The sequence below is a fragment of the Stenotrophomonas sp. YJH_SMC_81 genome, from assembly GCF_059370875.1.
In genome coordinates this window covers 82047-96055 of record NZ_JCAFUB010000002.1, presented here as the reverse complement: position 1 = coordinate 96055, position 14009 = coordinate 82047, and the positions used below count along the sequence as shown (strand labels likewise).

Annotated in this window: 9 protein-coding genes and 1 pseudogene; 6 read left to right on the top strand and 4 right to left on the bottom strand. The window is 66.2% G+C overall.

Annotated features, from left to right (window positions below; all coding sequences use genetic code 11):
- Positions 1 to 34: 34 nt before the first annotated feature.
- The gene (locus AC5P8U_RS04000; RefSeq protein WP_072168894.1) at positions 35 to 1573 is read left to right on the top strand and encodes a GGDEF domain-containing protein; all 1539 of its coding nucleotides are present in this window, start codon (positions 35 to 37) and stop codon (positions 1571 to 1573) included.
- A 95-nt stretch (positions 1574 to 1668) separates the two neighbouring features.
- On the opposite strand, the gene AC5P8U_RS03995 is transcribed toward AC5P8U_RS04000, so the two are convergent.
- Positions 1669 to 2595, bottom strand: a complete 927-nt coding sequence (locus AC5P8U_RS03995; RefSeq protein WP_111008320.1) for a DUF808 domain-containing protein — start codon at positions 2593 to 2595, stop codon at positions 1669 to 1671.
- A 207-nt stretch (positions 2596 to 2802) separates the two neighbouring features.
- Here AC5P8U_RS03995 and AC5P8U_RS03990 point away from each other — a divergent pair.
- Together AC5P8U_RS03990 and AC5P8U_RS03985 are read left to right on the top strand one after the other, a co-directional pair.
- Positions 2803 to 4449, top strand: a pseudogene (locus AC5P8U_RS03990) (ABC1 kinase family protein); the annotation flags it as partial.
- Positions 4450 to 4693: 244 nt separating this feature from the next.
- On the top strand, positions 4694 to 6799 hold the full coding sequence (locus AC5P8U_RS03985) for a phosphoglycerol transferase I (protein ID WP_495213935.1): 2106 nt from the start codon (positions 4694 to 4696) through the stop codon (positions 6797 to 6799).
- A 522-nt stretch (positions 6800 to 7321) separates the two neighbouring features.
- Here AC5P8U_RS03985 and AC5P8U_RS03980 read toward each other — a convergent pair.
- Together AC5P8U_RS03980 and AC5P8U_RS03975 are read right to left on the bottom strand one after the other, a co-directional pair.
- Positions 7322 to 9739 (bottom strand): DUF3772 domain-containing protein, encoded by a 2418-nt coding sequence (locus AC5P8U_RS03980; protein ID WP_495213934.1) that lies wholly within the window; start codon positions 9737 to 9739, stop codon positions 7322 to 7324.
- 89 nt (positions 9740 to 9828) lie between these two features.
- Positions 9829 to 10077, bottom strand: a complete 249-nt coding sequence (locus AC5P8U_RS03975) for a hypothetical protein (protein ID WP_005419952.1) — start codon at positions 10075 to 10077, stop codon at positions 9829 to 9831.
- Between the two features lie 182 nt (positions 10078 to 10259).
- Here AC5P8U_RS03975 and AC5P8U_RS03970 point away from each other — a divergent pair, with 182 nt between their 5' ends.
- From AC5P8U_RS03970 to AC5P8U_RS03960, 3 genes are all read left to right on the top strand, one after another.
- A complete protein-coding gene (locus AC5P8U_RS03970) occupies positions 10260 to 10754 on the top strand; it encodes a lipocalin family protein (RefSeq protein WP_005419954.1) in 495 nt (164 codons plus the stop codon).
- A gap of 12 nt (positions 10755 to 10766) precedes the next feature.
- Positions 10767 to 11975 carry an NAD(P)/FAD-dependent oxidoreductase gene (locus AC5P8U_RS03965; protein ID WP_495213932.1) on the top strand — a complete coding sequence of 403 codons (1209 nt, stop codon included), beginning with the start codon at positions 10767 to 10769 and terminating at the stop codon, positions 11973 to 11975.
- Between the two features lie 125 nt (positions 11976 to 12100).
- A complete protein-coding gene (locus AC5P8U_RS03960; RefSeq protein ID WP_065178855.1) occupies positions 12101 to 12583 on the top strand; it encodes a hypothetical protein in 483 nt (160 codons plus the stop codon).
- A 426-nt stretch (positions 12584 to 13009) separates the two neighbouring features.
- Here AC5P8U_RS03960 and AC5P8U_RS03955 read toward each other — a convergent pair whose 3' ends face one another.
- Positions 13010 to 13954, bottom strand: coding sequence for an HlyD family secretion protein (locus AC5P8U_RS03955; protein ID WP_494525127.1), 945 nt, complete (start codon positions 13952 to 13954; stop codon positions 13010 to 13012).
- Positions 13955 to 14009: the final 55 nt, after the last annotated feature.

Here is a 14009-nt window from a genome sequence, read left to right as displayed (position 1 = left end):
GGAACCAGTCCCTGCCAGCCCCAGGATTCGCTCCATGACGGACCAGCCCGACCACCGCCCTGCCCCCGGTACCGCCCTTGGGCCGCCGGCACGCGTGCGCGCGGTCGTGGACGATGGGCGGGGTGACCGCGTGGTGCTGCAGGGCGGCGGTGGCGTGGCCCTGCAGCAGCTGTTCGCGGGCGCCGATGCGCCGGAACCGCTGCTGGCAGCGTTCGCCAACGGCATGGCCACCCTGCCCGGCGAACTGGGCGACATGGGCGACCGCCTGCAGTCGGCACAGGCCAGCGCCGATTGGCCGCGCTATGGGCGCGCGATGCGGCAGCTGATCGACAAGTACATCCGTACCATCGAGCAGCATTCGCCGGACGGGCAGCCGGAAAGCCTGCGCCTGTCCGAGCAGCTGCGGCTGCTGCTGGGCGGTGCGGTGGTGGCCCTGCTGCAGCACGACCCGGACCTGCGCGAGCAGGCGCAGGCGCTGGCCCTGCGCCTGCGCCAATGGCAGCCGGGCACGGCCCTGGAACCAATCGAACAGGGCGTGCGCGAACTTGGCCACCAGGTCGGCGTGCGTGCCGAAAGCTGGCAGGAGCAGCAGGCGCTGCTGCTGGAGCTGTTCGCGCTGCTGCTGGAGAACGTCAGCGAGCTGCTGGATGACCGCAGCTGGCTGCAGGGCCAGATCGCGGCGGTGCGCCAGTTGCTGGACGGTCCGTTGGAAGCCGAGGCAGTCGAGCGCACCCGCGCCGAGTTGCGCGAAGTGATCTACAAGCAGGGTCTGCTGCGCCAGGGCATCGACGATTCGAAGGCGGCGATGCGTGGGCTGATGGGCGAGTTCATCGAGCGCATGGACGGCATGGCGACCAGTACCGGCGAGTATCACGACCGCATTGGCAGCTACGCATTGCAGCTGCGCGAGGCGCGCAGCATCGCCGACCTCAACCAGCTGCTGCAGGAGGTGATGCGCGATACCGGCAAAGTGCAGCAGCAGGCCGCACAGGCCCGCGATCACCTGGCCAATGCGCGGCAGGAAGTGGAGCGTGCAGAGCAGCGCATTGCCGAGCTGGAGCAGGAACTGCGCGCCGCTGGTGACCTGGCACGCATCGATCCACTGACCCAGGCGCTGAACCGCCGTGGCCTGGACGAACTGCTGGAGCGCGAGCTAGCCCGAGCCGCGCGCAACAACTCACCGCTGGGCGTAGCGGTGATCGACCTGGATGATTTCCACCAGACCAACGACGCGCACGGGCATGCCGGTGGCGATGCGTTGCTGCAGCACCTGGTGGCCGTGTGCAAGCTGCTGCTGCGCGCCACCGACGGCATCGCACGGCTGGGCGGCGACGAGTTCGTGCTGGTGCTGCCGGAAACCCAGGGCGCCGACAGCATGGCCACCGTGCAGCGCCTGCAGCGCTCGCTGGCCCATCGCGTGCTGACCGTGCAGGAGCAGCGCGTGCCGGTGCATTTCAGCGCCGGGCTGGCGCAGTGGCAGCCCGGTGACGATACCGAAACCCTGCTGCGGCGCGCCGATGACGCGCTGTATGCGGCCAAGCGGCAGGGCAAGAACCGCGTGCAGGCGGGCTGATGATCCAGCGTGCAGACGCTGTAGCGCCCGAGCCCATGCTCAGGCGGCGGCGCGCAGCGCCGTAGAGCAGCCGAGCGTGGGCTCGGCTCTACAGATCATTTCCCGCGCAGCTTCTGGAACCCGGTCACCGCTGCCAGCACGATGGCGCCGGCGATGATGCCGACCACCATGTTGCCCACCGCGCTCACCAGCCAGCCCCACTGCCCTTCGCCGCCCAGCGCCTGCACCGCGTGGTGCAGGGCCGGCACGTTGTGCACCAGGATGCCGCCGCCGACCAGGAACATGGCGATGGTGCCGGCCACCGACAGGAACTTCATCAGCCACGGCGCCGACGCCACCAGCCCGCGACCGAAGGCGGCAATGGCACCGCCCTTGCGCGACAGGTACAGCCCAACGTCATCGAGCTTGACGATGCCCGCCACCAGCCCATAGACGAACAGGGTCATCGCCAGTGCGACCACGCTCAGCGTGAGGATCTGGTTGGTGAACGACGCAGTGGCGACCACGCCCAGGGTGAGCACGATGATCTCGGCCGAAAGGATGAAGTCGGTGCGGATCGCGCCCTTCACCTTGTCCTTCTCCCACGCGACCATGTCCACCTGCGCGTCAGCCAGCGCCTTGCGGCGTTCGGCCTGGCGCTCGGCATCGTCATCGGAGGAATGCAGGAAGCGGTGCGCCAGCTTCTCCACGCCTTCGAAGCACAGGAAGGCACCGCCGATCATCATCAGCGGCACGATCAGCGGCACGTTCCAGCCGCGGCTGTGCAGCCAGGCTTCCAGCGCACTGATCGCCAGCGCCGCCGGCACCAGGATGACCTTGTTGACCAGCGAGCCCTTGGCCACCGCCCAGACCACCGGCAGTTCGCGGTTGGCGTTGACTCCGGTCACCTGCTGCGCGTTCAGCGCCAGATCGTCGCCCAGCACACCGGCGGTCTTCTTCGCCGCGACCTTGGTCAGGACCGAGACATCGTCGAGCAGGGAGGCGATATCGTCGAGCAGGGCAAACAGGCTGGCACCGGCCATGGGGCGTCCAAGAATGGGAATGAGCGGATTCTGACCGATCCGCCGGCCTCTGCGATAGCTGCGGGGTTCACCGCATGCCCACCTTCCCCCGGCGACACTGCCGAATCCGGACATAGCCGGCCAGCGGCCGGCACTACCGTCCTTGCCGCATGGGAGTTCCGCTTGAGCAATCCGCCCACCGCCAATGGCAATCCTCCGCTGGTCAAAGGCATGAACCGGCGCAGCCAGATCCTGCGCCTGCTGCTGCGCTACCGCCATTCGGGCGTGTTCTCCGGCATGAATCTGGACGCCGCCAGCAACCAGGCCGACGTGCCCGCCGATGGCAACCCGGAACAGTTCGTCAGTGACCTGGAGGCCCTGGGGCCGACCTTCGTCAAGCTGGGCCAGATGCTGTCCACCCGCCCGGACATGGTGCCGGTGGAGTTCGCCACCGCCCTGGAACGCATGCAGGAAAAGGTGGCGCCGATCCCGGTCGAGCGCATCCACGCCATCATCGAGCAGGAGCTGGGGGTGGGGGTGAACAAGCTGTTTGCCTCGTTCGATCCCGAGCCGTTGGGTTGTGCGTCGATCGCGCAGGTACATCGCGCGGTGCTGCACGATGGCCGCCAGGTGGCAGTGAAAGTGCAGAAGCCTGAAGTGGCCGCGCAGCTGCGCTCGGACCTGGAAGCGCTGCGCAGCTTTGCGCTGGCCGCCGATCATCTGACCCAGGTGGGCCGCCGCGTGCGCCTGCGCGACTGGCTCAACGAGTTCGCCAAGACCCTGATGCAGGAGCTGGACTACCACACCGAGGCCGAGAACCTGGCCCGCTTCGGACGGCATCTGCGGCCCTTCCGCCGCCTGTGGGTACCGCAGCCGATCTGGGACTACAGCAGCCAGCGCGTGCTGACCATGGAGCTCGCCACCGGCGTGCGTGTGGATGCGATCTCTGGCGTGCGCCGCACCGAGCAGGACATGGATCCGCTGGCAGCGGCGCTGATCCGCGGCTACCTGGACCAGATCTTCGTGCATGGCGAGATCCATGCCGACCCGCACCCGGGCAACCTGCGGGTGATGCCCGATGGCCGGCTGGCGATCTTCGACCTGGGCATGGTCGCGCACATGCCGCCGCGCCTGCGCGAGCGGCTGCTGAAGATCCTGTTCGCCGCCGTCGATGGCCGCGGCGAAGAAGTGGCCGACGATCTGATCAGCATCAGTACGCGGCTGGAGGCCTTCGACGAAGAGCGCTACCTGCGCGAGACCGGCCAGCTGATCGCGCGCTACGCCGCCAGTGGCAGTTTCTCCGAAGGCCGCGTGGTGCTGGACATGGTGCGCATCGCCACTGCCTGCGGGCTGCGCACGCCGCCGGAACTGAGCCTGCTGGGCAAGGCCCTGCTCAACCTGGAAACCGTGTGCCGGCTGCTGGCGCCGGAGCTGGACACGCGCCGCATCGTCGAGCGCCAGCTGCAGCACGTGATGCGCGCGCGCCTGAAGAAATCCCTGTCGGCGGCCAACATCGCCAGCGAGGCGATGGAGCTGCAGCAGCTGCTGCGCGACGGGCCGCGCAAGCTGTCGGACATCATGGCGCTGCTGGCCGAGAACCGCCTGCAGATGAAGGTGACCGGGCTGGAAGAATCACGCCTGATGGAGAACCTGCAGAAGATCGCCAACCGCGTGGCGGCCGGCATCATCAGCGCCGCGTTGATCATGGCTGCGGCAATGATGATGAAGATCGACACCGGCTGGCACCTGTTTGGCTATCCCCTCATCGCACTGATACTGCTGTTGATCGGCGTGGTGCTGGGGCTGGGCATCGTTACCAGTGCATTGCTGTTCGATCGCCGCGCGCGGGCGCGCGAGGAACGCGGGCACCGCTGATGCATTGGCGAAAAGCCGCGTATTCATGCGGTTTTTAATGCAATCCAACGAAGCCTTTCACGCTCGTTTTACCTTCGCGGCGTGATTGCACGCGCATCCTTTCAACAAACATTTCAGTCAGCTTCGTGCATGCACTATCGGGTCATCGGCCTGTCATGTGGATGTGCTTGCAGCAGCGCCGGTCGGATGGACACGCGTCGGTACGACGTCCATCGCCACCACCCCGTCACTGCCGAAGCTGCCTATGCTCTGGATACTGCTGTTGTCGTTGTTGCTGCTGTGCTGGCTGTTCCTCGCGTCCGACAAGTGGGTGTGGTGGAAGGCCGGTGCATTCTCGCTGCTGTTGCTGATGCTCAGCGCGTGGTGGCTGATCGACAAGCTGTCCGGTGATGGGCTCAACGCCGCCACGCTTTATCACCTCGGCGCCGACATGGAAGGCGCTGGTGTCTCCGACTTCAAGGGCTACATCGCCGGCTTCATCGTGCTGGCGCTGGTCTCGCTGCTGCCGCTGTTTGCCACGCGGGTGAAGCGCTGGCGCCGGCCCGGCCACGGTGGCGCGCTGTTCGCCGGCTTCGCGACCGTGTGGGTGGCCACGATCCTGATCAGCCCGCTGGCCCGTGACGGCCAACGCCTCTACCAGCAGCTGCGCCCGGTCGATTTCGCCCGTATCGCCCCCGAGTACCAGGTGCCGACTCAACCGCTGCAGCGCCCGCGCAACATCGTATGGATCTACGGTGAAAGCCTGGAACGCACCTATCTGGACGAGGCCGTGTTTCCCGGCCTGATGCCCAACCTCAACCGCCTGGCGTCCAAGTCGCTTGACGTGCGTGGCCTGGCCTCGGCCGAAGGCAGCGGTTGGACCATCGCCGGCCTGGTGTCGTCAATGTGCGGCGTGCCGCTGACCACCTCGCAGGGCGACGAGAACAGCATGGACCGCATGGGCAGTTTCCTGCCCAAGGCGGTGTGCCTGGGCGACTACCTGAAGCAGCAGGGCTACACCAACCATTACCTGGGCGGCGCCAACGGCCAGTTCGCCGGCAAGGGCCAGTTCCTGGCCAGCCATGGCTTTGACGAAGTGCATGACCTGGCATGGTTCAAGCAGCAGAAGAAGATCGGCCGCATCCACTACTCGGCCTGGGGCGTGCACGACGACGTGCTGCTGGACACCGCCTACCAGCGCTTCGAGCAGCTCTCGCGCGCCGGTTCACCGTTCATGCTGACCACGCTGACCATGGACACCCACCACCCGGCGGGCCACCTGCCGGTGTCGTGCAAGGGCGAGCGCTACCGGAGCGGGTACGGCAACATCGGCCTGCTCAATGCACTCAAGTGCACCGACCGCCTGATCTCACAGCTGGTCGAGCGAATCCAGGCCAGCCCGTATGGGAAGGACACGCTGATCGTGATCGCCTCCGACCACCTGGCGATGCCCAACGATCTCAGCCACGTGCTGGCCAAGCAGAAGCGCGAGAACCTGCTGCTGTTCCTCGGCGACGACATTGCCCCGCAGCAGCTCAGTGCCGACGCTGGCACCACCCTGGATTCCGGTGCGACCCTGCTCAGCCTGCTGGACCCGAACCTGAAGACGATGGGCTTTGGCCGTTCGCTGATCGACCCGCAGCGCGCGCCCAGCGCCAGCGTGGCCGCACGCCGCGATAATGGCCGCGACTACCCGCAGTACCTGGCCTTCGCCCGTTCGCTGTGGCTGGGCCAGCCGACCCGCGAGCTGAAGATCGATGGCGATGACCAGGTGGTCGTTGGCCTGCAGCACGTGCAACCGCCGGTGCTGCTGGAGTACGACAAGGATTGGGGCCTGAAGTCCGTGTATCTGGAAAACACCTCGCGCCAGTTCGATGATGCCAACCCGGACAACACCCTGGCCTACGTCGACCGTTGTACCGCGTTCGAGGACGGCTCGGCCGACGGCGACTGGTGCGCCCTGCTCGTCAACCGCGACAATGGCATCAAGCTGTACCGCGACAACGACCTGCGCGGTGGCATCGCGGTGGATGCACCGCTGGATACGCTCCAGGGCCCGCGCCCGAGCGTGCGCCAGGCACACATGATCACCCAGAAGGGACGCCGTACGCGTGCCGGCCAGTACATGCTGCAACTGGTGGCGAGCACTCGCCCGGACCGCGGCTTCTGGATCGAAGCGGTGTCCTCGCAGCGCAAGGTGGTGCTGGCCCAGCAGTGGGTGCAGCCCGATGCCAACGGCAAGATCAACGTGTCGTTCGGGCTGGATCACGAAGTGGACGATCTGGAGATCCGCGCGTGGTTGAACCACGCCGAGAAGCTGGCGGTGGATACATTCGCACTGGTGCCCTCGCGCAGCCGACCGCGGGGGTAGGGCTATTTGCAGGGCTGCGCCCTGCACCCGTGGTAGTGCCGGCCGCTGGCCGGCAACCTCAGAAGCAACAGCAACAGCTGGCATTCCGTGGGATGGCGGGGCGGTGTGGGTTGGCAGGACACGCCGTAAACCCGTCCATGGGGGCTCGTTGGCGCCATCCATGGCGCCAACGGTCCTGCCAACCCACACCGCCCCACCTTTGACAGATTCCGTGTGCTGTTGGTGGGTGTCGACCTTGGTCGACACACTCTGTCAGTTATCGAAAATCAAAATGGGGTCAGATCCGTTTTCCTCCGGAAAACGGATCTGACCCCAAAAGCAATTCCAACAGATCGCGGAAATCTGTCGAAGGCGGGGCGGTGCCGGAGTGTGGGGTGTCAGCCGCATGGATGCGGCTGCCAAGCCTCCATGGAAGGATTCACGGCGTCCCCGCACTCCGGCACCGCCCCGCCATCCCACGGAATGCACGCTGTTGCTGTTGCTGTTGCTGTTGCTACTGAGCTTGCCGGCCAGCGGCCGGCACTACTGCGGATCGCGGATGATGTGGATGTCGGTCGGGGTCGACAGCGGAATGTTCCGCTCGGCCAGGATCTGCAGCAGGCTGAAGTACAGGTCGCTGCGGGTGGCGTACACCTGCCGCGGGCTGGCAACGTAAGCGAAGCTGTTGATGGTGATCTGGCCACCGGCAATGCTGTCGATGTAGACCGTCGGTGCCGGCTGTTTCAGCACATTCGCGTGCGCGGTGTACGCATCCAGCAGCGCCTGCCGCAGATTGCCGACATCCGTGCTGGGCGGCACCGCGAACTGGATCTGGATGCGGCCCTGGTTGTTGCCCATCGTCATGTTGCGCACGGTCTTGGTGACCAGCTCGGAGTTGGGCACGATCAACGTCGACTTGTCGCCCACCTGGATCTCGGTCGAACGCAGGCTGATGCGGCGGATGTCGCCCTCCTGGTCACCCAGCTTCACCCAGTCACCGATCTTCACCGGCCGCTCGGCCAGCAGGATCAGGCCGGAGACGAAGTTCTGGGTGATCACCTGCAGGCCGAAACCGATACCCACCGACAGCGCGCTGACCAGCAGGGCCAGCTTGCTCAGCTGCAGCCCCATCGCGCTCAGCGCCCAGATCACCGCGATGATGATCCCCACATAGCGGGCAACGGTACTCACCGAATTGCGCGCGCCCAGGTCCAGCTCGGTCTTGGGCAGGTAGGTGTCGGTCAGCCAGCGCTGTACCAGCTGGGTAACGGCCAGGCCAGCCAGCAGCACCAGCACCGCCAGCACGATGCGCACCGGCTCCAGCTTGGTTCCGCCAATGTCGAATCCAGACGTGAACAGCGAGGAGAAGCGCTCCACCACCGCGCCGATGTTGCCGAACGGTGCCACCAACGCCAGCAGCGCGATCAGTACGACGATGGTGCGCAACGCCGCCGACAGCAGCACGCCCGCCTGTTCCAGCCGCGATACGCTCAGGCCGGTGCTGAGCAGGATGGTCTGGCCGACCTTGCTGTCGGCGTTGAGCATCCAGGTGCTCAGGTCATCGACGAACTTGAACAGCAGGGTTGCGGCCAGCACTACGATGCTGCCGCCGATCAGCTGCTGGTTCACGAACTTGGCGAAATTCAGGTAGCCCAGCAACGTGGCAACGATGGCGGCCACCACCGCGATGTTGCCCGCTACCCGGGCCAGTACCAGCCAGCTGCTGCGGCGCACGGGCGTGGTTGCTCCCACGCCATCGGCCTGTGCTTCCAGCTTGGCCTCGGCCTCGGCGGTCTGCCGCCGATGCAGGCGCGCCAGGGTCACCAGCATGGCCATGATCAGGCCGAGGTAGGTCAGGGCAATCAGGCCGTCCAACGCCACCGTGGTGACGTCGCTGGTGCGCGTAGCCTGGTCGAGGGCCACCAGCACCGTGCTCAGCCAGGCCAGCACCGCCGCGCCCCAGGCATACTTGCGCAGCTTCAGCGCGGCGGTGTCGTCCAGGTTCAACAGCCGCCATGACGGGCGCTTGGGCACCAGCAGGCAGGCGCTGAGCGCGGCAATGAAGGCCGCACGGAAGGTGGCGGTCTCCAGGCCGTCAGCCACCACCTGCAGGCGCGGCGCGATGGCATCGATCGCATCCAGCGCCGCCATCAGCACCACTACCGCATAACCGGGCAGCAGCGTGCCCACCAGCAGCAGCCACATCGCCAGGCCAGACCGGCGCAGTCGTCCATCAGGCGCGCGCTCGGACGCGGCGAACTGCCGCCCCAGCCTGCGCAGCCACAACCGCAGCGGGAACATCATCACCAGCGCGGCCAGCAGGCCCAGCAACGGCGTGCCCCAGCCATGGGCGCGGATGCCGGCGACCAGCGCGTCACGCCCCTGCTCGGCCAACGGCGCAACGCGCGCGATATCGATCGGCAGACGCTCGGCCACCTTGCTCCACAACGCAGGCGACAGCGGCGAGGCGACCTTCTGGCCCAGTTCTTCCGTGCGTTGTGCGGTGCGCTGCTGTTCGATGTCGGTCGCCAGCTGCTGTGCACGCACGGCACTGGCCTTGGCCTGGGCCACCGACGCGGCCAGCCCGTCGCGCTGCCTGGTTATGGCCCGTCGCTGCGCTGCCAGCTCCGGCGGCTCCGTGGTGCCCTCGGCAGGCGTTCCCAGCTGCGCCAGCTGCTCGTTGATGCGATCCAGCTGGGGCTGCAGTGCCTTTTCCAGTGCCTCGGCGTCACGCCGTGCCTGCGAGGCATTCTCGGACAGCATCGCCAGCGTCTCGGTGGCTTCCGCATCGCCACGCTTGCGCTCGACATCCTTCAACCGCGAATCGATGTCCGCCAGCTGCTGCTTGGGCGTGGGGTCCTCCTCCTGTGCCAGCACCGGCGCGGACAGCAGGAAGGCAGTGCACAGCAGCAGGACCCACCAGGGCCCCCGTGCACGGATCGATCGCAGGAAAGAAGACACGCAGCCACACCGGTTCGCGCGGACCACCGCGCCTGCGCGCGACTATACGGCACAGGCGGTAAACGGCGGATGGGGGACGTGCAGCAGTATCAGTACTTCAGGCGCAGCTCTTCCACGGTCGGCTGCTGCAGCGCGTACCAGTCCTGGAACTCTTCCTCGGTGATCTCATCGGGCGCATATACCGCCACCGGGTGCCACTCGTGGTCGGTCGGCAGTGGCTGGCGCGGGCCGGCTCGCAGGCTGTAGCTGACGCCCTCGTAGTCGACCAGGTCGTCGACCTGCGGCCACTGTTCGCGCGCGAACGCGGATTCACTCTTCAACAGGATCACCTGGTACATCGGCACCTCCACCTCGGTTGGATCAGGAAAACACGGCGCTGGCGGCAGGATACCGCCATGCCGGTGACAACAGGCACGTCGCATCGGCGACGGATCGTTCTGGACGCGGCCATCGCCCCGGCTTCACCCGCCCATGGCGAGCCCATCGGCATCGTGGAGGCCCGCCCCTGCCACGATGACCGATGACCGAGCACCCGCCGCTGAAGACCGTCGCCGACCTCAAGCTGCCGCGCTACCTGGGCACCTGGTACGAGATCGCGCGCCTGCCGATGCGCCACGAGCCGGAAGGCTGCACCGATGTATCGGCGCACTACACCCTGCTCGACAACGGCAACGTCGGCGTCACCAACCGCTGCCGCATGGATGGCGAGATCGAAGAGGCCACCGGCGAGGCCTGCGCCGTCGACAACGACAGCGCGCGCCTGGAAGTCAGCTTCCTGCCCAAGGGCCTGCGCTGGCTGCCGTTCGCCAAGGGCGACTACTGGGTGATCCAGGTCGCCCCGGACTACAGCGTCTCGCTGGTCGGCAGCCCGGATCGCAAGTACCTGTGGCTGCTGGCGCGCGAGCCACGCCTGGACGCGACCGTGCAGGACCATTATCTGGCCGCGGCCCGCCTGCAGGGCTTCGATCTGTCCGAACTGATCCAGACCCCGCATACCGGCCACCCCACCGCCTGAGCACGACCACGCATGGACCTGAAAAGTGGCTACCCCTGGTGGGCAGTGCGCAACGGACTGCTGCAGGCGTTTCCCCCGCTGAAGCAGGATCTGCGCTGCGACGTGCTGGTGGTCGGTGGCGGCATCACCGGTGCGCTGATCGCCGACGAACTGTCCGCCCACGGCCACGAGGTGGCGGTGATCGAGCAGCGCGACATCGGCTGGGGCAGCACGGCGGCCAGCACCGCGCTGTTGCAGTATGAGATCGATACCCATCTGCTGGAACTGGCCGAGCGCTATGGCAAGGATGCCGCCGCCCTGGCCTACCTTGCCTGTGCTGACGCGATCCCGGCACTGGCTGAAGTGGCACGCGGGCTGAAGGAGGTGGACTTCCGGCAGATGGACAGCCTGTACCTGGCCAGCCGGCGGCGCGACGTGCCGCGCCTGATGGCCGAAGGAGCTGCACGCCGTGATATTGGACTGGACGCGCGTTGGCTGGACCGCGAAGCCCTGCGCGAACGCTTCGACGTGGATGCCGGCGGCGCCCTGTTGACCCGCCAGGCGGCGCGGGTCGATCCCTACTGCCTCACCTACGACCTGCTCAAACGAGTGCGCCGTCGCGGCGGCCATGTGCACGACCGCACCGTGCTGCACACGCTGAAGCCTGGCGCGCAGGGCGTAACCGCGATGACCGAGGCCGGCGCCACGGTCCGTGCCCGCCACGTGGTCCTGGCCATGGGCTACGCCAACCAGCGTTGGCTTGAACAGCGGGTTGCGCGCAACCGCAGCAGCTACGCCTTCATCACCGACCCGATCGATGCGGACACGCTGGGCCGGCTGCAGCGCACGATGGTGTGGGAGAGCGCACGCCCGTACCTGTACCTGCGCGCCACCGGCGACCGCCGCCTGCTGGTGGGTGGCCTGGACGACGCCATCGATATCCCGGCGCGGCGCGACCGGCGCGTGCAGCGCAAGGCCGACAAGCTGATGGATCAGCTCCTGCACTGGTTCCCGCGCCTAGACCCGGTGCCCGCCTTTTCCTGGGCCGGCACCTTCGCCGAAACCGCCGACGGCCTGCCCTTCTTCGGCCCGCACCCGCAGTGGGGCCCGCGGGTGCATTTCGCCATGGCCTACGGTGGCAACGGCATCACCTATTCGATGATCGGCGCCCAGCTGCTGCGGGCCCGGATCGAGCGGCGCAAGCATGCGCTGGAAGGGCTGTTCGGGTTCGGGCGGTTGTGACCTGCAGCCGGCCGCGGCCGGCTCTACCCCAATCCGGCGCCGACAGGCATCATTCAAGCAACCCCTGCTAGCGTCGGCCTGTACCGCCGCGTGTTGCGCGGCCACCTGTCCGCTGGAGCACCGTCATGATCCGCCCCCTGACCCTGCTGCTGTGCCTGGCCCTGCCGGGAACCGTGCTGGCCCAGTCCGCCGCTGGCGCTACCGCGCCGCAGGCTGCCGGCCTGGACCTGACGCTGCCGCAGGCGCCGCTGCGCTACCTCAACGACCCGGCCCTGCAGCAGGACCCGCCGGGCACCTATTACGGCGACAAGAGCGGCCCGCGCGTGCACGACGACGCGAAGATCGCCGACGTCACCGACGACAAGGTCAAGGTGTCCGGCAGCTTCACCACCGGCATCGGCTATTCGAAGAACGGCGGCAACAGCCACTACAACGCGGCCACGCTGAATTTGAGCAAGAACTACACCACCGATGAGGGCAAGACCCACGGGGTCAACGTCAACATCCATGTGAGCGAGGGCAAGGGCCCGGGCTTCTTCGGCCCGTATGGCGGCTATTACGGCCGCGGCCCGGGCTATTGGGACTACCCGCCGCCGTACGGCTGGTAAGCCCCGCGCCAGGCCTGGGCCGACCAAGGTCGGCTGCTACCGCTGCACATGCCTGGGCGGCAACCGCACTGTAGTGCCGACCGCCGAATGACCCGAGGCTGCGGCAGGAACGGCGCCCATTGAACTACGAGCGAGCCTAACGCCGCCGCCAAGAGCCACGGCGCAGATGTGTAAGCGCAGGCAAAAAAAGGGGCAGCAGGGGCGGCGCCATCCGTTGATTAAGCGGAAGGCTGCCAATAAGGGCTAGCCGATAGATCTGCCGTCCGATCGCACTGCCGAATTGCCAGATCAACCAGTCAGGATTTTCGCTCCAACGAAAGTCAGTGAAGTCTATGATCAGCAACATGGCATGTTTAGGGGAACCCGCCCCTTCCCGAGTCTGGGCCCGGGGTGAGGGCCACCCCAGGAGAACGCAGCACGCAGCGGCTATTCTCCAAATTTTCCCGTGACAGAGTAGAGTGGCTCAAGCAACCACTCATAGAGCCTTCGGCGCTCCCCCATGATGTCCGCCTCAAGCTGCATGCCAGGACGCAGCGGCTCCCGATTTCCATATGCTAGAACGTCCTGGCGGTCCAGCGAAACGAGGACACGATAGAGGGATTGGTTTGGATCGCTGCTGTCCTTGCCTTTCAACAGTGCGCTTCTGGATATACGAATTACGGTCCCCTCATGAGTACCGAACTTTTGGTATGGATACGCTTGGTACCTCAGTAGAACTCGATCACCCACCTTTACGAAGCCTATTGCGGAACTCGGGACAAGCAGCTGCGCTCTCAGCTTAGACCCTTCAGGTAACAGGCTGAGAATCGCTCGACCGGCCTGCACCGCCTGACCAGCTTCAACCAGACGATTCGCGACGAGTCCAGCTACGGGGGCCCGAAGTAGGAGCTCACCGTCGGCCTCCATCCGAATGGCCTCCTGGCGCAGCGCCGCCAAGTCACGCTCAGACGCGGCCTTGGTCGACAGCCTCTGCTGTGGAATCTCCGCAAGGCGCTGCTCCAGTTCAGTCAGACTCCTACGAATTGACGTCGCCTGGCGTTGGAGCGCCTGCTGTGCGTTGACCATCTCAAGTGTTGATTGCTCTTGCTGGTTGATCTGAACGAGACTCACATAACGCTGATCTTCCACGCTTCTGTAGCGAGACACCGTTTCGCGACCGATCCTAACCTGCTCGCCGCGCCTTTTTATCTCAGACTCAATCTGAGCTAGCTCCCGCAACATCTCGCTACGCTGCGCTTTGGCGCCGTCCAGCTGGACTGCAAACTGTCTATCCTGGAACTCACTGATTGCGCTTACGCTTGCGATTCGGCTCTTCTGGGCATCGAGCAAGGTAGACAGAATCGCGACCGGAAGACGTGACTCTTGGAACATTCACTGTCAGCAGTCCATCCTGAACACGAACATGGTCGCCCTCCTCGATATTCAA